The organism is Bacteroides sp. GD17 (genome assembly GCF_038448625.1).
GTDB lineage: Bacteria > Bacteroidota > Bacteroidia > Bacteroidales > Bacteroidaceae > Bacteroides.
The window spans coordinates 20,289-38,700 of record NZ_JBCEZS010000001.1 but is presented as its reverse complement, the minus strand read 5'-3'; the positions used below and the strand labels follow the sequence as shown (position 1 = coordinate 38,700).

18 protein-coding genes are annotated in these 18,412 nt (G+C 44.5%); 11 read left to right on the top strand and 7 right to left on the bottom strand.

Annotated features, from left to right (window positions below):
- Positions 1-108: 108 nt before the first annotated feature.
- From leuS to AAE250_RS00135, 4 genes are all read left to right on the top strand, one after another.
- Entirely contained in the window at positions 109-2,946 is a 2,838-nt protein-coding gene (gene leuS, locus AAE250_RS00150; RefSeq protein ID WP_342288598.1) for a leucine--tRNA ligase, read from the top strand.
- A gap of 5 nt (positions 2,947-2,951) precedes the next feature.
- Complete coding sequence (locus AAE250_RS00145; RefSeq protein WP_342288597.1) at positions 2,952-3,854, top strand: YitT family protein; 903 nt, start codon at positions 2,952-2,954, stop codon at positions 3,852-3,854.
- Between the two features lie 46 nt (positions 3,855-3,900).
- Positions 3,901-4,479 (top strand): non-canonical purine NTP diphosphatase, encoded by a 579-nt coding sequence (locus AAE250_RS00140; protein WP_342288596.1) that lies wholly within the window; start codon positions 3,901-3,903, stop codon positions 4,477-4,479.
- Positions 4,480-4,593: 114 nt separating this feature from the next.
- The gene (locus AAE250_RS00135) at positions 4,594-5,031 is read left to right on the top strand and encodes an endonuclease domain-containing protein (protein ID WP_342288595.1); all 438 of its coding nucleotides are present in this window, start codon (positions 4,594-4,596) and stop codon (positions 5,029-5,031) included.
- Between the two features lie 54 nt (positions 5,032-5,085).
- Here AAE250_RS00135 and nadA read toward each other — a convergent pair whose 3' ends face one another.
- On the bottom strand, positions 5,086-6,123 hold the full coding sequence (nadA, locus tag AAE250_RS00130; RefSeq protein ID WP_342288711.1) for a quinolinate synthase NadA: 1,038 nt from the start codon (positions 6,121-6,123) through the stop codon (positions 5,086-5,088).
- 519 nt (positions 6,124-6,642) lie between these two features.
- Between nadA and AAE250_RS00125 the strand changes: the two genes are divergently transcribed.
- The 3 genes from AAE250_RS00125 to AAE250_RS00115 all read left to right on the top strand — a co-directional run bounded on the left by AAE250_RS00125 (position 6,643) and on the right by AAE250_RS00115 (position 9,303).
- Positions 6,643-7,176, top strand: a complete 534-nt coding sequence (locus AAE250_RS00125; RefSeq protein ID WP_342288594.1) for an RNA methyltransferase — start codon at positions 6,643-6,645, stop codon at positions 7,174-7,176.
- Positions 7,177-7,299: 123 nt separating this feature from the next.
- Positions 7,300-8,037 carry a DUF5131 family protein gene (locus tag AAE250_RS00120; protein WP_342288593.1) on the top strand — a complete coding sequence of 246 codons (738 nt, stop codon included), beginning with the start codon at positions 7,300-7,302 and terminating at the stop codon, positions 8,035-8,037.
- Between the two features lie 96 nt (positions 8,038-8,133).
- Positions 8,134-9,303 carry an ATP-binding protein gene (locus AAE250_RS00115; protein WP_342288592.1) on the top strand — a complete coding sequence of 390 codons (1,170 nt, stop codon included), beginning with the start codon at positions 8,134-8,136 and terminating at the stop codon, positions 9,301-9,303.
- Here the strand turns inward: AAE250_RS00115 and AAE250_RS00110 are convergent.
- Positions 9,300-9,935 (bottom strand): DUF4294 domain-containing protein, encoded by a 636-nt coding sequence (locus AAE250_RS00110; protein ID WP_342288591.1) that lies wholly within the window; start codon positions 9,933-9,935, stop codon positions 9,300-9,302. The two genes, AAE250_RS00115 and AAE250_RS00110, sit on opposite strands and share 4 nt — an antisense overlap.
- A gap of 431 nt (positions 9,936-10,366) precedes the next feature.
- Here AAE250_RS00110 and AAE250_RS00105 point away from each other — a divergent pair, with 431 nt between their 5' ends.
- Positions 10,367-12,415: a helix-hairpin-helix domain-containing protein gene (locus AAE250_RS00105; RefSeq protein ID WP_342288590.1), complete on the top strand. Its 2,049-nt coding sequence runs from the start codon at positions 10,367-10,369 to the stop codon at positions 12,413-12,415.
- Here AAE250_RS00105 and AAE250_RS00100 read toward each other — a convergent pair.
- Together AAE250_RS00100 and AAE250_RS00095 are read right to left on the bottom strand one after the other, a co-directional pair.
- Positions 12,405-12,617, bottom strand: coding sequence for a helix-turn-helix transcriptional regulator (locus tag AAE250_RS00100; protein WP_342288589.1), 213 nt, complete (start codon positions 12,615-12,617; stop codon positions 12,405-12,407). The two genes, AAE250_RS00105 and AAE250_RS00100, sit on opposite strands and share 11 nt — an antisense overlap.
- Positions 12,610-13,053 carry a hypothetical protein gene (locus AAE250_RS00095; RefSeq protein WP_342288588.1) on the bottom strand — a complete coding sequence of 148 codons (444 nt, stop codon included), beginning with the start codon at positions 13,051-13,053 and terminating at the stop codon, positions 12,610-12,612. The genes AAE250_RS00100 and AAE250_RS00095 overlap by 8 nt, the downstream gene beginning before the upstream one ends.
- Positions 13,054-13,276: 223 nt before the next feature.
- On the opposite strand from AAE250_RS00095, the gene AAE250_RS00090 reads away from it, so the two are divergent.
- On the top strand, positions 13,277-14,050 hold the full coding sequence (locus AAE250_RS00090) for a radical SAM protein (protein ID WP_342288587.1): 774 nt from the start codon (positions 13,277-13,279) through the stop codon (positions 14,048-14,050).
- 42 nt (positions 14,051-14,092) lie between these two features.
- Complete coding sequence (locus AAE250_RS00085; RefSeq protein ID WP_342288710.1) at positions 14,093-14,605, top strand: flavin reductase family protein; 513 nt, start codon at positions 14,093-14,095, stop codon at positions 14,603-14,605.
- 4 nt (positions 14,606-14,609) lie between these two features.
- Here the strand turns inward: AAE250_RS00085 and AAE250_RS00080 are convergent, their stop codons facing one another.
- From AAE250_RS00080 to AAE250_RS00070, 3 genes are all read right to left on the bottom strand, one after another.
- A complete protein-coding gene (locus AAE250_RS00080; RefSeq protein WP_342288586.1) occupies positions 14,610-15,458 on the bottom strand; it encodes a DNA/RNA non-specific endonuclease in 849 nt (282 codons plus the stop codon).
- An 11-nt stretch (positions 15,459-15,469) separates the two neighbouring features.
- A complete protein-coding gene (locus AAE250_RS00075; protein WP_342288585.1) occupies positions 15,470-17,155 on the bottom strand; it encodes a SulP family inorganic anion transporter in 1,686 nt (561 codons plus the stop codon).
- A 92-nt stretch (positions 17,156-17,247) separates the two neighbouring features.
- The gene (locus tag AAE250_RS00070) at positions 17,248-17,547 is read right to left on the bottom strand and encodes a DUF4884 domain-containing protein (RefSeq protein ID WP_342288584.1); all 300 of its coding nucleotides are present in this window, start codon (positions 17,545-17,547) and stop codon (positions 17,248-17,250) included.
- A 263-nt stretch (positions 17,548-17,810) separates the two neighbouring features.
- Here AAE250_RS00070 and rbr point away from each other — a divergent pair, with 263 nt between their 5' ends.
- Positions 17,811-18,389 (top strand): rubrerythrin, encoded by a 579-nt coding sequence (rbr, locus tag AAE250_RS00065; protein ID WP_342288583.1) that lies wholly within the window; start codon positions 17,811-17,813, stop codon positions 18,387-18,389.
- The last annotated feature ends 23 nt before the right edge of the window (positions 18,390-18,412 follow it).

Here is an 18,412-nt window from a genome sequence, read left to right as displayed (position 1 = left end):
ACAAATCTGAAAATAAACCCGTAACTTTGCACCGATATTAACCGGATACTAACCGGTTTTAACTGTAGAATTAACAGTGTTTTCAACAATATACTAACAAATACCATTATGGAATACAATTTCAGGGAGATTGAAAAGAAATGGCAGAAACGGTGGGTGGAAAACAAAACCTACCAAGTGACAGAAGACGAAACGAAGCAGAAATACTATGTGCTGAACATGTTCCCCTACCCCTCCGGTGCGGGATTGCACGTAGGTCATCCACTGGGATACATTGCTTCTGATATTTACGCCCGCTACAAACGACTGCAAGGTTTCAATGTCCTGAATCCCATGGGATATGATGCTTACGGGCTTCCCGCTGAGCAATACGCCATACAAACGGGACAGCACCCTGCAATTACCACCGTCAACAATATCAACCGTTACCGCGAGCAATTGGATAAGATAGGTTTCTCTTTCGACTGGGACCGCGAAATCCGTACTTGTGAACCGGAATATTATCATTGGACTCAATGGGCATTCCAGAAGATGTTCAATAGCTACTACTGCAATGATGAAAAGCAGGCACGCCCCATTCAGGAATTGATTGATGCATTTGCCATATATGGCAACGAAGGCTTGAATGCCGCTTGCAGTGAAGAACTCAGCTTCACTGCCGAAGAATGGAATGCCAAGAGCGAAAAGGAGCAGCAGGAAATCCTGATGAACTATCGCATTGCCTACCTGGGCGAAACAATGGTAAACTGGTGTCCCCAACTGGGAACCGTACTTGCCAATGATGAAGTGATAGACGGTGTATCAGAGCGCGGTGGTTTCCCCGTAGTTCAGAAGAAGATGCGCCAATGGTGCCTGCGTGTATCTGCCTATGCACAACGTTTATTGGATGGACTGGATACCATCGACTGGACCGAATCTCTGAAAGAAACTCAAAAGAACTGGATAGGCCGCAGCGAAGGTGCCGAGGTACAATTCAAAGTGAAGGATAGCGATTTGGAATTTACCATCTTTACTACCCGTGCAGACACCATGTTCGGCGTTACCTTTATGGTATTAGCTCCCGAAAGTGAACTGGTACCACAGCTCACTACCCCGGAACAGAAAGAAGAAGTAGATGCTTACCTGGAACGTACCAAGAAACGTACCGAACGTGAACGCATTGCCGACCGCAGCGTTACCGGTGTGTTCTCCGGAAGCTATGCCGTCAATCCGTTCACCGGAGAAGCAGTGCCCATCTGGATCAGTGACTATGTACTTGCCGGATATGGAACAGGTGCTATCATGGCTGTACCTGCACACGATAGCCGCGACTATGCTTTTGCAAAACACTTCGGACTGGAAATTCGTCCATTGGTAGAAGGTTGCGACGTTAGTGAGGAAAGCTTCGACGCCAAAGAAGGTATTGTTTGCAATTCTCCACGTGAAGGCGTTACTCCTTACTGTGACCTTTCACTGAACGGACTGACCATCAAAGAAGCCATTGAAGCTACCAAGAAATATGTAAAAGAGCATAATCTGGGACGTGTGAAGGTAAACTTCCGCCTGCGCGATGCCATCTTCTCCCGTCAACGCTACTGGGGTGAACCGTTCCCGGTTTACTACAAGGACGGAATGCCTTATATGATTGACGAAAGCTGTCTGCCCCTTGAACTTCCCGAAGTAGACAAATTCTTGCCTACCGAGACAGGTGAACCTCCATTGGGACATGCCACTAAATGGGCTTGGGACACTGTAAACAAGTGTGTGGTAGAAAACGAAAAGATAGACAATGTCACCATTTTCCCGTTGGAACTCAACACTATGCCCGGTTTTGCAGGTTCAAGCGCTTACTACCTGCGCTATATGGATCCGCATAACCATACTGCACTCGTTGACAAGAAGGTAGACGAATACTGGCGCAACGTAGACCTCTACGTAGGTGGTACCGAACATGCCACCGGCCACTTGATATACTCCCGTTTCTGGAACAAATTCCTGCACGACGTTGGTGTCTCTGCAGTAGAAGAACCATTCCAAAAGTTAGTGAACCAAGGTATGATTCAAGGTCGAAGCAACTTTGTTTATCGCATCAAAGACAGCAACAAGTTCGTATCTCTGAACCTGAAAGACCAGTATGATACTACCCCACTCCACGTAGATGTAAACATCGTATCCAATGATATCCTGGATCTCGAAGCCTTCAAAGCATGGCGTCCCGAATACGAAACGGCAGAGTTCATTCTCGAAGATGGCAAGTACATCTGCGGATGGGCAGTAGAAAAGATGAGTAAATCCATGTTCAACGTCGTCAATCCCGATATGATTGTCGAGAAATACGGTGCAGATACACTTCGTATGTACGAAATGTTCCTCGGTCCGGTAGAACAATCCAAACCTTGGGATACAAACGGTATAGACGGTGTACACCGCTTCATCAAGAAGTTCTGGTCACTGTTCTACGACCGCAACGACAACTATCTGGTGACGGACGAACCGGCTACCAAGGAAGAACTGAAATCGCTGCACAAACTTATCAAGAAAGTTACAGGAGACATCGAGCAATTCTCTTATAACACCAGCATCAGTGCCTTCATGATTTGCGTGAACGAACTGTTCGGAATGAAATGCAGCAAGAAGGAAATACTCAACCAGTTTGTCATTGTACTGGCTCCTTTTGCGCCACATGTATGCGAAGAGCTGTGGGAAAAATTGGGCAATACAGGCTCCGTATGCGATGCCCAGTGGCCTAAATACAACGAAGAATACCTGATAGAAGATACGATTAACTATACTGTTTCCTTCAACGGAAAAGCACGCTTCAACATGGAGTTCCCTGCTGATGCAGCATCAGATGCCATTCAGACTGCCGTATTGGCCGACGAACGTTCTGCGAAGTGGATAGAAGGTAAAACTATCGCCAAGGTAATCGTAGTGCCGAAGAAGATCGTAAACATCGTTGTTAAATAATAGATATGCAAATTACAAAACCAACCAAAGCGGAAGTGATGAGGGAGTTGAGAGACTACGTCTTCATCACTTTCGGACTCATCAGCTATGCCATGGGATGGGCAGCGTTTCTCATCCCCTACCAGATTACGACTGGAGGTACTACCGGTATCGGTGCTATTATTTATTACGCCACTGGCTTTCCCATCCAATGGTCGTATTTCATTATCAATGCCGTTTTGATGACGTTTGCCATCAAGATACTGGGACCGAAGTTCAGTATCAAGACTACGTTTGCCATCTTCGGATTGACTTTCTTTCTATGGTTCTTCCAATGGCTGGTGAATGGGCCGGATGGTGTTCCACCGCAAATCCTGGGACCGGGACAAGATTTTATGGCTTGTCTGATAGGTGCTACGATGTGCGGTATCGGTCTCGGCGTGGTATTCAACTGTAACGGAAGTACCGGAGGTACGGATATCATTGCTGCCATTATCAACAAATACCACGACGTCACTTTGGGACGTATGATAATGGCTTGTGATGTTGTTATCATCAGTTCCTGCTACTTCATCTTCAACGACTGGAGACGGGTGATATTTGGTTTTGTAACACTGTTTGTCATCGGATTTGTACTGGATTACATCGTAAACAGTGCACGACAGTCTGTGCAGTTCTTCATCTTCTCTAAAGAGTACGAGAAGATTGCCGACCGCATCACCAAAGAAACCCACCGCGGCGTGACGGTGCTCGACGGTATAGGCTGGTACAGCAAGCGAAACGTAAAAGTATTGGTGGTGCTTGCCTATAAGCGCCAATCTGTCGAAATCTTCCGAATGGTGAAAGATATCGATCCGAATGCTTTCATTTCTCAAAGCTCCGTTATCGGTGTATACGGAGAAGGATTCGACCGTATCAAAGTGAAATAAGTAAGTAACTTGCATTACAAGCCACGAATATATAGGAGATTATAGTATGAGAAAGAAATTTGTATTTGCCACCAACAATGCACATAAGTTGGAGGAGGTTACTGCTATCTTGGGAGAAAAGGTAGAACTTCTCAGCATGAAGGATATCAATTGCTACACCGACATTCCCGAAACAGCAGACACGCTTGAAGGAAATGCTTTGCTGAAAGCAAGATATATCTTTGATAATTATCAACTGGACTGCTTTGCCGATGATACCGGCCTGGAAGTGGAAGCATTGAACGGAGCTCCCGGAGTATATTCGGCACGCTATGCCGGTGATGCGCACAACTCGGAAGCAAATATGAAGAAGCTGTTGCAGGATATGGAAGGTATGGAGAATCGTAAAGCACAGTTTCGTACTGTTTTTGCTCTTATCATAGACGGAAAAGAACATCTGTTTGAAGGAATCGTGAAAGGAGAAATAACAAAAACCAGACGCGGCATGTCAGGTTTCGGGTACGATCCTATATTTATTCCCGAAGGATATACACAGACGTATGCTGAGATGGGAAACGAATTAAAGAATAAGATCAGTCATCGGGCACTGGCTACTAATAAGCTTTGCAAGTTCCTAATGAAATAACCACTCAACCATAATTTAGCAGTAGTAACTCAATTCCCCTCCTCTTGGGAGGAGGGGTGCCCAGCGGGCGGGGTGGTAGAGAACACATAACCTTAAATGCAAAAATATATCCCTATGCAAACCCTCATGAATAAATCAGAGTTTACTGATTTACGAAAAGAATTACGAAATCATTCTACCTCCGCAGAAGCTACTCTTTGGAACTTATTAAAAAATAATCAGATAGCTAAACTCAAATTTAGAAGACAGCATAGTGTAGGACCATACGTTCTTGATTTTTATTGTCCTAAATTAAAGTTGGCAATAGAACTGGACGGTGAAGTTCATAATAGGCAACAAGACTATGATGAAAAACGCACATCATTCCTCACTGAGATAAAGAATATCAAAGTGCTGAGGTTTGAAAATAGAACGGTGTTTGAAAATGCAGAGCAAATACTGAAGGAGATAGAGGAATATGCACAGAGTTATGTGCTCTCTACCACCCCGCCCGCTGGGCACCCCTCCTCCCAGGAGGAGGGGAATGAAGTTACTCTTTCCTATACACCTTAAAGATGTGTATAAAGAGTAGCTCTTGGGAGGAAGGGAATTGAGTTACTAACAAGATTACAATCCCAATTTTGCCGATATCTCCAGCATCCTCTTAATCGGTTTTACCGCCTTTTCTGCAATTTCAACATCCACCTTTATTTCGGGAGACTCATTCTTCAGACAATCGTAGAGCTTTTCCAGTGTATTCAACCGCATGAAGCTACACTCATTGCAGGCACAAGTACTATCATTGGGAGGAGCCGGAATAAACGTTGTCTGCGGACACTTCTTCTGCATCTCGTGCAGGATACCCGATTCGGTAGCTACAATATAACTCTTCTCGGGATGAGTCACCGCATACTTCAGCAATGCAGCCGTAGAACCTACCACATCCGCCAATTTCAGTACCGTACTCTTGCATTCGGGATGAGCCAACACCACTGCATCGGGATATTTCGTCTTCATTTCAACAATCTTTTCAACCGAGAATTGTTCGTGTACATGGCAAGCGCCATCCCATAGTAACATATTCCTTCCGGTGATGGAGTTGATATAATTCCCCAGGTTTCTATCCGGCCCGAAGATTATTTTCTCATCTTTGGGGAAGCTTTCTACGATCTGCTTGGCATTGGTAGAAGTCACCACCACATCGGTAACCGCCTTCACGGCAGCCGTTGTGTTGACGTAGGATATCACCGTATATCCGGGGTGCTCTTTGACAAACTGACCGAACTCATCAGCCGGGCAGCTGTCGGCCAACGAACAGCCTGCCGCCATATCGGGCACCAACACCTTCTTGTCGGGACAGAGTACCTTTGCCGTTTCGCCCATGAAGTGAACGCCGCACATCACAATGATGTCCGCTTCCGTCCGTGCCGCCCATTGTGCCAAGGCAAGACTGTCGCCTACGTAGTCGGCTATATCTTGTATTTCACCTTTCTGGTAGTAGTGTCCCAGGATGATTGCATTCTTCTCCTTTTTCAGTTGCTTGATAGCTTCTATAAGATTATCCATAATTATATTCTTTATTTCTCTTTCTTCTTTAAAAATCCTTTGATAGTGATGATAGCCTGTTAATAGTGTGGATAAATAAGTACGATTTTTCTTGCCCACAAAGTTATTAGTACGGGGTAAAACTTTGTCCATATCTTATTAACCGGAGCTATGAAAGCGTAACTTCTGATTATAAGCACTCTATTGTTCTATCATCTTACTTCATTAACACGTTGTTGATGAACCGCAAAGTTAATAACTTTACAGTTATAAACCGATGGAATAGTGCTTAAAAATGTGTTTAAATAGCCCTTGAAAGTTTCTCTTAACTTTTTTGGTTTGTTCGTTACGGCATTGTAATATGCGAACCTTTGAATAATGCAAGGATTACTTTTAAAAATGTTTCCCTATGCTATTGACACGTTTTCAACGGTTATTAACCGGGATATAAACGGAAAGGAGTATCTTTGCACAAGGAAAAACAGAGCGTTTGTCAGACACTGGAGTCTGTTGTGACAGAGGCCAGTGTTTGTCACGTCAAACACCAGTGTCTGTCATGTTGAACACTGGTGTCTGTCAGGACAAACGCCAGTGTCTATCAAACTATTATAAATCAATGTATTAAATCAACAAGTCGTTATGCGAAAACTGAAGATAACAGAGTTGAACCGTATCAGTGCAGAAGAGTTTAAAGAGGCTGAAAAGCTGCCTTTGGTGGTGGTATTGGATAATATCCGCAGTCTTCATAACATAGGTTCTGTGTTTCGCACTTCGGATGCTTTCCGGATTGAATGTATCTATCTTTGTGGCATTACGGCCACTCCACCGCATCCCGAGATGCATAAAACGGCTTTAGGAGCAGAATTCACCGTAGATTGGAAGTATGTTAATAACGCGGTTGAAGCTGTTGATAACCTCAAATCCGAGGGATATACTGTTTATTCCGTGGAGCAGGCAGAAGGAAGTATCATGTTGGATGAGTTGACTTTAGACAAGTCCGGGAAGTACGCCGTGGTGATGGGAAATGAAGTGAAGGGTGTTCAACAAGAAGTAATCGACCATTCCGACGGATGCATTGAAATACCTCAATACGGCACGAAGCATTCTTTGAACGTATCTGTAACGGCAGGCATTGTTATCTGGGATTTATTCAAGAAACTGAGAGCTGAATGAACAATTATATATTTGGCTTATTAACAAGATAAGTAGATTGAAAATCATTGTTTTATCTCTTTGTATGTTCTCGTTGCTAACCGCGTTATCAACATAATATTAACTCTGTGAATTATTGTTCAAATGAATGGTATTGCAGCAAAATCAATGATGTGGAATTTGTGGCACGGTTGCCATAAACTGAGTACAGGATGCAGACATTGCTATGTTTATCGTGGCGATGCTAAGAGAGATGTGGACAGTTCGATAGTAACACAGACAAAAAACTTCGATTTGCCCCTGCGAAAGAAGCGGAGCGGAGAGTTTAAAATACCGTCGGGAACCTTGGTTTATACTTGCTTTACCTCCGATTTCTTTGTAGAAGATGCCGATAAGTGGCGTGCCGAAGCGTGGGATATGATGTATCAGCGTAGTGATCTTCATTTTCTGATGATAACCAAGCGTATAGACCGTTTTGCCGATTGTTTGCCCGGAAATTGGGGGGATGGATATGAGAATGTAACTATCTGCTGCACGGTAGAGAATCAGGAGTGTGCCGATTATCGTCTGCCCATTTATAAAGCCGCTCCCATAAAGCACAAAATAATCATTTGCGAACCATTGTTAGAGAAGATTGATTTGACTTCTTATTGCATATCGGAATGGATTGAACAAGTCGTTGCAGGTGGAGAATCGGGATATGAAGCCCGTCCCTGCGACTTTGACTGGATAATGGAACTTCGCAGCGTCTGCATAGAAAACAATGTTTCATTCTGGTTTAAACAGACCGGTTCAAAGTTTATCAGAGATGGAAAACTGTACAATGTAAAGCGTCAGTTTCAACATTCACAAGCACGCAAGGCGGAAATAAACTTCAAATAATAGAACTGAAATTGCACCATGATGGTGCAGAAAGTACGTGTTTTATGCACCATCATGGTGCAATTTTACTATCTTTGTCCATAAATAGATCGATTTATGGATAGATTATACGAAAGCTTCAACAAACTTCTGAAAGAAACAGATACTGGTTTTATCCGTTATAAATACGATGAAATCAAGTGGGAGAGCCGTATGCTTGGATTAGTAGGACCACGTGGTGTAGGAAAGACAACTATGTTTCTGCAATACATCAAAAAGAACCTGTCAGCTAAAGATACGTTGTATGTATCGGCAGACAATATGTACTTTGTGACTAATACATTGATTGACTTGGCTGATAAATTCAGCAAGCAAGGTGGCAAGCATCTGTTTATTGACGAAATTCATAAGTATCCGGACTGGTCGCGTGAATTGAAACAACTGTATGACACTTATACCGATATGCAGATTCTCTTCACCGGTTCGTCTATTCTGGACATTTATAAAGGGATGGCAGACTTGAGCAGGAGGGCACCTATCTACGAAATGCAAGGATTGTCTTTTCGGGAGTATCTGCGTTTATTTCACAATCTTTCTGTTCCTGTCTATACACTCGAAGATATATTGGAACAGAAAGCAGAGATTCCTGGAGTAAATCATCCCTTGCCTATGTTTGCCGACTATCTGAGAAAGGGATATTATCCTTTCAGTCGTGATGCCGACTTCGACGTAGAGTTGGAGCAAGTTATCAATCAGACTATGGAAATTGATATTCCGCAATATGCCAATATGAATGTATCTACTGGGCGTAAATTGAAGCAACTGCTGATGGTTATTGCCAAGAGTGTTCCTTTTAAGCCGGTTATGCAGAAATTGGCAGACCTGACGGGAGCCGGGCGAAACTATATAAGTGATTATCTGCTATATATGGAACGTTGCGGAATGATATCCCAATTGCGTGACGAAACCGGAGGAATCCGCAGTTTAGGAAAAGTAGAAAAGGTGTATCTGGACAATACGAATCTTATTTATGCTTTAGGGAAGATGGAATCGAATGTGGGTAATGTTCGTGAAACTTTCTTTTACAATCAGCTGAGAGTAAAGCAAGAAATAACTTCTTCCCGACTGGCAGATTTCAAAATAGGAGAACGGACTTTTGAAGTAGGAGGAAAAGGGAAGGGACAGAAACAAATATCCGAGGCACAGGAAGGATATATAGTAAAAGATGATATTGAATCGGGTTATGCCAATGTAATTCCTCTTTGGTGCTTTGGGTTGAACTATTAGAGTTGTCCGCTCTCCACCATCAGTATTACCCGTTCGGTGAGTGCATCATCTCCCGTCGGGTCGTATTGTTTCTTCAGGCTGGCGCCGAACAGGGCGGCAAATGTTTGGTAAAAACCTGCTTTGAAAGGTCCCATAAAGGCTTTTACCAATTCATATCCGGTGGAGTTGGTCTGTCGGTCTACCAGTTTTATCAGTAGTTTGCCCTGGGCGAAGGTAAGTTTCTTCATACGTGGGGTGTATTGCTCTTTCATGCTTTTTTCCACTGCTTTCATGTGTTTCTGGCGTGCCTTTTCGTTGGGCAGGGTCATCATGTATTCGTAGGTTTCGATGATGGCGCGGTTCACTTCTTTGGAGATGGGAAGCACTTTCTTCACATCACGGATAAGTTTATAGTAATTGTTCATATCCCGCTTGTTCTTGAATTTAAGCGGCTTGAAGATGTAAACAGTGGGCAGTTTAACGTATGGAATGGTATCACCTTCGTAAACGCACATCGGGGTAAGATAGATACTCTTTTGCGCACCAGTTTGCGGGGACTGCTGCTGCGCAAGACATTTCAGGCTTCCGATGAATAGAAACATGATGAGTATTACTATGTTAAGCCTTGTGTTCATGCTGCAAAAGTACATCATTCTGCGGAATGTTGTTGTATTTGAGTGTTTTTTCCTTAATCAATTAACTTATTTAAGGTGATTTATGCAAGTGACGTTTTTAATGATTGTTTCTTTATATATTTCTTCTTGTTGATTGCAGCAAACCGTCCTTCTTGCAGGGCTACACCCTTTCCTGCAGATGGTGTAGCCATCACCACTAAAGGGTGTAGCCATCCGGGAGAAAGGGTGTAGCCTTATGAAAATGGCGTCAGAGATATCTCCCGAGTGGTTGCAGGCCGGAATTAGGCGTTATAGGTATCACAGGAAAAATTATAAATATTGAAATAGGTGAATCGTATTTTCGTTTAAGTTCTTGTTGTTTTTAGGCTGAAATATTTCTTGTTATTATTTTATTACTGTACTTTCGTCCGCTGAAACAATCATAAATAACAACGAAACGGCTATATCGAATGAGAATCGTCAAGATAGGAGTCTTTGTGGGTATGTTGCTAATGACTCCTATACTTGAAGCTCAAAACACACCTGAACCTCGGAAGGAGCCGTCTCTGCTTCTTCTCGAAGAGAACCTGGAACAACTCTCCATGGAGAGTGAAGAAGAGTATAATTGGGAAGATGAATTGGAAGAACTGTCCCGACATCTGCAAGAACCCGTCAACATCAATACGGCCACAAAGCGCCAGTTAGAGCAATTTCCTTTCCTCACGGATATTCAGATAGAAAACCTCCTGGCTTATGTCTATATTCATGGACAGATGCAGACCGTTTATGAACTGCAACTGGTGGAGGAGATGGATAAGCGCACCATCGAGATGCTGCTTCCTTTTATCTGTGTACAAGTGGTGGAAGGGAGTAGGGGATATCCTGCTTTGAAGTCCATCCTGAAATATGGAAAGAACGAAGTGCTTACCCGGCTGGATGTTCCTCTTTATACCCGCAAAGGATATGAGAAGAATTACTTGGGGCCTTCTCTCTACCACTCTCTGCGTTATAATTTTCATTATAGCGATTATCTTCAGATAGGAATAACGGGAGAAAAGGATGCGGGAGAGCCTTTCTTTGCCTTGCACGACAAGAAGGGATATGATTACTATTCTTTTTATTTCCTCATTAAGAACCTGGGCAGACTGAAAACTTTGGCACTGGGCAATTACCGGTTGAGTTTCGGGCAGGGATTAGTGTTGAGTACAGACTTCCGGTTAGGCAAAACATTCTCCATGTCTACCTCGGAATACCGTATCGGAGGTATCAAGAAGCACAGCTCTACCGATGAATACAATTATTTCCGCGGTGCGGCGGCAACGGTGGCAGTGCTCCCTTCCTTGGAATTTTCCGCTTTCTATTCCCATCGGTCGATGGATGGAGTGATAAAGGACGGAGAGATCACCTCTATCTATAAAACCGGCTTGCACCGTACGCAGAAAGAAGCCGATAAGATGGATATCTTTACCCTTCAGTTGATGGGCGGCAATGTGACTTACGAAAAGAATGCACTGAAGGTAGGGCTGACCGGCATCTATTACTTCTTTAATCATCCTTATGAACCTAAGTTGAATAAGTATGCAAAGTACAACCTGCATGGGAATAATTTCTATAATGCAGGCGTTGACTATAAATACCGTTTGGGACGTTTCGCATGGGTAGGAGAGGTGGCTATCGGAAAACAAGGTTATGCCTTGCTGAATCAGTTAAGGTATAACTTGTCTTCCGACTACCGTTTGCTACTTATCCATCGTTATTATTCTTCCGATTACTGGTCCATGTTTGCCCGTTCTTTTGGCGAGAGCAGTACGCCACAGAACGAGAATGGCTGGTATCTGGCAGTAGAGGCCACTCCTTTTGCCCGTTGGAAGTTGTTTGCTTCGCTGGATATGTTCAGTTTTCCCTGGTGGAAGTATCGCATCAGTAAGCCTTCGCAAGGAGTGGACGGCATGTTTCAGGCGGCTTATTCTCCGCGGCGCAATCTGTCCATGTATCTCAATTACCGCTATAAGCAGAAAGAAAGAGACGTAACGGGGACAAGTGGTGAAGCCATATCCCCGGTCTATCATCACCGGCTCCGCTATCGGATGACTTATATGCCCGGAGGTTTCATATTCCGTACTACGGTAGATTACAATCATTTCCGTCAGCAGGATGTAGGGAAGTATCGGTTCGACCGTCGGCAGGGCTGGCAGTGCACACAATCTTGTGCTTACGCTTTTTCTTCCTTTCCTTTATCCATCTCTTTGCAAGGCACCTATTTCCATACAGACGATTACGATTCTCGTGTCTACACCTCCGAGAAGGGACTTTTATATACCTTTTATACACCTTCCTTCTATGGTCGCGGCTTTCGTTATTCCACACATCTTCGCTATGACTTGAGTAAAGCCTTTATGCTTCTCGTCAAGTTCGGGCAGACGGTTTACCAAGACCGCGATGCCATCGGATCGGGCAATGACCTGATAGAAGGAAATAAAAAAGGGGACTTGCAGATGCAATTGCGTATCAAGTTTTAGCTTTATCGCTTTCCTCTAAAGTGAATATTTCGTTCACCGTCTTTCCGAAGACTTCCGATATCTTCAATGCCAGCAGCGTAGAAGGAACATATTTTCCCGATTCTATGGCGTTTATGGTCTGTCGGCTCACCCCTATGGCTTCGGCCAACTGCTGTTGGGTGATGTGCTTGATGGCCCTTTCCACTCTTAATGTATTAGTCATTGTTGCTCCTCTTGAATTTATAAAGTTCAATATTGTACTTTATGATGAATAGGATCAGTATCATGAACAAGTCTATGAATACAAAGTTAAGATATTGTATATCATAGATAAACATAGTACATACTATCAGCAAGAGATAGCCTGTCACAACAGCCCAGACAAGAGAACTTGAACGGATATTGGCTATGCATTCGTCCTCGTCCTTCTCTTTTGAAAAGGCTATGAACAGAAGCGATATTGTAAGTCCTATCATGCTTATTTCATCAATAATGGAATTCTTGATGATACCCCAGGGGATAAGTGAGAATACACTAACCACAGACCAGTTATCGTTCCAGCCATCGAAAAGACAAAGCAGACTTGCAATAGCAAACGGAACAAACAAACACCAACCTATCTTTCTGAAAGTGGTTGGAAATAAATAGTTCTTCTTCATAATACTATGTATTTAATGTTGTCTACAAAAGTAATGTATACTTTACATATAAACAAGTATATTGGATAAAAAGTAATGTATACTTTACATTATTTAGTATAAAGCAAGTCCTTTGCAGGAGTAATATCCCGTCTTCTTTATAAACTTTGAAGGCCGAATATTGTTGAATACAATAGTTTTCAGTTAACTTTGTCATTGATTCAACTGTTAAATCGTAAATAATATGACTGTCATTTATCCGTCTCCCATCTTCGGTCCTGTCCATTCCCGCCGTTTGGGAGTATCTTTGGGGATTAACTTATTGCCGGCAGACGGTAAGGTATGTACCTTCGACTGCATCTATTGCGAATGCGGTTTCAATAAAGACCATCGGCCCAAGCAGGCGTTGCCCACACGCGAGGAAGTGCGCGCAGCACTCGAAGCCCGCTTGCAGGATATGCAGCAGAATGGCCCTACGCCCGACGTGCTGACCTTTGCCGGTAACGGAGAGCCGACGGCGCATCCCCATTTTCCCGAAATCATAGAAGATACGCTTGCTTTGCGCGATACATACTTTCCGAAAGCTAAAGTCAGTGTACTGAGCAATTCTACGTTTATCCATCGCCCTGCCGTATTCGAGGCTTTGAATAAGATCGATAACAATATCCTCAAGCTGGATACGGTAGATGAAGCATATATCCGTGAAGTGGACCGTCCCACGGGACAATATTCCATTGCTTCCATCATCGACGGTATGAAGTCCTTCAAGGGAAACTGCATCATACAAACTATGTTCATGAAAGGTGGTTACGAAGGCCGGGATGTAGATAATACTTCCGACAAATACGTCCTTCCCTGGCTGGAAGCTGTTAAAGAGATTGCTCCCCGCCAGGTGATGATTTATACCATCGACCGCGAAACGCCCGACCATGACTTGCAGAAAGCTACCCGCGAAGAACTGGACCGCATAGCGGCACTGGTAGAAGCGGCAGGCATACCGGTCAGCGTTTCGTATTGAGCGAAGCTAATGACAGAGTAACATCAAATTATGACATACATTATTATGAAACCAATTGCAATTAAAGAACTGAACGAAAACTTCTTCGAAGCCATAGGCAAAGAGTGGATGCTGATAACAGCCGGTAATCAAGAGCATTTCAATACCATGACTGCCAGTTGGGGCGGCATCGGTTTCCTTTGGAACAAGCCGGTAGTATTTGTCTTTATTCGTCCGGAGCGTTATACTTTCGAATTTGCCGAAAAGAGTGAGTACTTCACGCTTTCTTTCCTGGGCGAAGAGAACAGAGCCGTTCATAAGATATGCGGCAGTAAGTCGGGTAGGGAAGTGGACAAGGTAAAGGAAACGGGACTGAAGCCCGTCGTCACCGAGAAAGGAAATATCTTCTTCGAGCAAGGACGACTGAGCCTGGAATGTCGCAAACTCTATACCGATACGATTAAAGAAGAGTGTTTCATCCATCCCGAAACCTGCAAACAATGGTACGGCGGTGCTCACGGCGGATTTCACCACATGTATGTGGCAGAGATTACCGGAGCATGGATAAAGGAATAAGGAATTAGTTTTTCTTCCACAGACTCAGGTCATACGTCGCTTCTACTTTGTCCTCCACCTCATCCGGCAGGGCGGGGAAGAAGTCGATGCCCGTAATCCGTTCCACTTCATCCACTGTATTGACGTAACTGTCCAGTGGATGATTGCCCGAAGCATTCTTATAAATGAAGCCGATGGCCCGTGGCGGATTACTTTCAGTGCACAGTATTACCTTGAAGAAGGCTTCGGGCACGGTGATTTTGTGCCGTTTGCCGATGGTTCGATGCTTCTGGTCGTAGAGGATGGGACCGCAGACGATGTATATCTTTCCTTCTTTTTCTGCCCAACGACGACAGGCTTCTTCCAGTTCTTTCCAGTCTCCACGGTTCAGGTTGTGGTTTTGCGGGCAGATGTTGGTCATGTAGAAACTCTCTTGCATGGCTTTCCAGTGCCAGCGGTTGTCGCCTGCGGGACACATGTGGCCGCGGTCCATACCGGCTCCTTTGTAGTCGTCGGTGGTCACGGCTTCACTTTCCGGCAGGTCGGGATCGGGCAGGAACTTGTCCGTACGGCTTTCGCGTTCCACCAGTTTTTCGGGGGTGAGTTCCCAAGCCACCCAGTTCGGTATCTTCAAGTCCTTATTATAAGATACGGTATATCCTTTCCGTTGCAGAATCAGTTCGGAAGTGTTCTTCAGCTTTGCCGGTATTTCGAGGCGGGTATCGGCCGGAAGGTCTATCTTTGCAGGAGCCTCCACCGTCTGTTTGTCGCCCGACAGAACCTTTGCAACGGGTTCGTAGGCCAGGCAAACGATGCAGATAAACAGTATCAGATAATAGACGCCTTGTGATTGTTTCTTTTTTCTTCTTGCCATGATTCAAGTCTTTACACACTTTCTACTATTTCCTTAGCCCGATCTAGTGCCACATTAATATTCGAGCAGATATTCTCCTTGCCCAGCAGCGTGTAGAAGCCCGATTTCTCCAATACCTTGTGCACATTTTCGTTGACACCGGAGAGGACGATGGTTATCTTTTCCTTCTGTGACATCTCGCAGAGGCTGGTGAGGTTATGAATACCTGTAGAGTCAATGAAAGGCACCTGGCGCATGCGGATGATACGTACCTTGGGACGGTCGCCCAACTGTGCCATCACCTCCTCAAATTTGGTGGCGATGCCGAAGAAGTAAGGGCCGTTTATTTCGTACACTTCCACGCCTTCGGGGATCATCAGATGCTCTTCGTGAAGGGCAACGTCCGACTCTGCATTCGGGTCTATTTCGTCTTTGATGACTGATATTTCGGTAGTCTCCATCACACGGCGCATAAAGAGTACGCAGGCAATGACCAATCCTGTTTCAATGGCAATCGTCAGGTCGAAAATCACCGTCAGGAAGAAGGTAATGAGCAGTACGGTAACATCCGATTTCGGATTCTTCAGCAATCCCTTGAATACGCGCCAGCCACTCATATTATAAGATACCACTACCAGTACCCCTGCCAGGCAAGCCATCGGGATATATTGTGCCAGTGGCATCAGGAACAGCAGTATAAGCAGCAGTACCACCGCATGCACCATACCGGCTACAGGCGATTTTCCTCCGTTATTGATGTTCGCCATAGTACGGGCAATGGCTCCGGTAGCCGGAATACCGCCAAATAGCGGCGTAACCAGATTGGCTGCTCCCTGCGCTATCAGTTCCGTATTGGAGTCGTGCTTGTCGCCAATCACACCGTCGGCCACGGTAGCGGAGAGCAAAGACTCGATAGCTCCCAGTACGGCAATGGTGATGGCAACGGGAAACAGATTCTTCACCGCTTCCCAGTCCAGGGTGGGCATCACGGCATCCGGCAATTCAGCCTTGATGCTGAAGCGGTCGCCGATGGTGTCGATGCAGTTGATACCTCCGTATTGTTTCATCAGATACACCGCTACGGTTACCACGATGATGGCAATGAGCGAGCCGGGTATCTTCTTCGAGAAGCGGGGTGTGATGGCAATAATAAAGATGCTGGCGATGCTTACCACCGTGTTCCACCAGTTCACCGTATCGAAATGTTGCAAATAAACGATCCATTTCCCGATAAAGTCACCGGGAACTTTTTCTCCTCCGAACGTCAGCCCGAAGATATCGGCAATCTGTGTGGTGAAGATGGTGACGGCGATGCCGCTTGTGAATCCTACAATAATAGGATAGGGGATGAACTTGATGACTGCCCCCAGCTTGAATACACCCAGCAGAATAAGGATAATGCCTGCCATCAGCGTGGCAACAATCAGTCCCGACTCTCCATATTGCTGGATGATGCCGTAGACGATGACGATGAACGCACCCGTAGGCCCGCCAATCTGTACTTTGCTTCCGCCCAGCATTGAAATGATGAATCCGGCGATGATAGCCGTAATGATACCTTTCTCGGGCGATACGCCGGAAGCGATACCGAATGCGATGGCAAGCGGCAGGGCAACGATACCGACGATGATACCGGCCATCAGGTCGGCCATAAATAGTTCTTTCGAGTAGTTTTTTAAAGCTGTGTATAGCTTCGGTTTGAATTCGAACGCTTTCATTTGTAATCAGAAAATCTTTATTTTACCTATTGTGACTTGTCCTCTTGAAAAGGAAGTTGCAAAATTAGGTAAAATAATGCAAATGGTTGCAATTATTCTGCTCTTTTTACTCTGAGTGTGTCGTTCAGTATGCTATACGTGGAAGTTCTGCGATGGGTTGAGTCTCTTCGGATACTTGTAGTACCACCTTGTGTGGTGAAGTAGACATAGCTGTTCGACCATGAATCATAGAAACGGTAAACTTTACACCCGTCGTGTTCAAAAAGATAGTGTACGGTGTAGTCTTTGTTGTTTCGGGGTTGGTCTATGGCAACAGAGCGTTCCGTGAAGCACGAACTGAAGCAGGCTGATAATACAAGTAGTAAAGCCGAAAGTTTGACGAGCTTCTTCATAGTCGATTTTTTTTAGTGAATACTTTGAACACAAAGTTATTGTTTTTTGTTGTAAGTAGTAACCTGTATGGGATAAAATGTGTTAAGGCATCTTCTTTGGGTTTGCTTATAGAGGGGGTAATAGAAAATTCTTATCGTCCGATAGATAAATCCGATGAAGTAAAATTACGTTTGTTTGAAACTTAATTCGTAATTTTGTGATGTTAAAAGACAATACGAACGACATTTATACGTAATTACATTAACTAATAAAAAAAGAAACTATGGCTAAAAGTGTTAAAGGAACTCAGACAGAGAAAAATCTGCTGACTTCATTCGCCGGTGAATCACAAGCAAGAATGCGCTACACTTACTTTGCAAGTGCAGCTAAGAAAGAAGGTTACGAACAAATCGCTGCTATCTTCACAGAAACAGCCGATCAGGAAAAGGAACACGCAAAGCGTATGTTCAAATGGTTGGAAGGTGGCATGGTAGAAATTACTGCCAGTTATCCGGCAGGTATCATCGGTACCACACTGCAAAATCTTCAGGAAGCTGCTGCCGGCGAGCACGAAGAATGGTCATTGGATTATCCCGGTTTTGCCGACGTTGCCGATGAAGAAGGTTTCCCCGAAATCGCTTTGATGTATCGCAACATCGCTATCGCTGAAAAGGGACACGAAGAACGCTACCGCGCTTTCATCCAGAACATCGAAACGGCCAGCGTATTTGCCAAGGAAGGCGAAGTGGTATGGCAATGCCGCAACTGTGGCTTCATCTACACCGGTAAGGAAGCTCCCCAGGTTTGCCCGGCTTGCTTGCATCCGCAGGCTTACTTCGAGGTGATGAAGAAAAACTGGTAAAAACAGTATATTGAAGTAATATA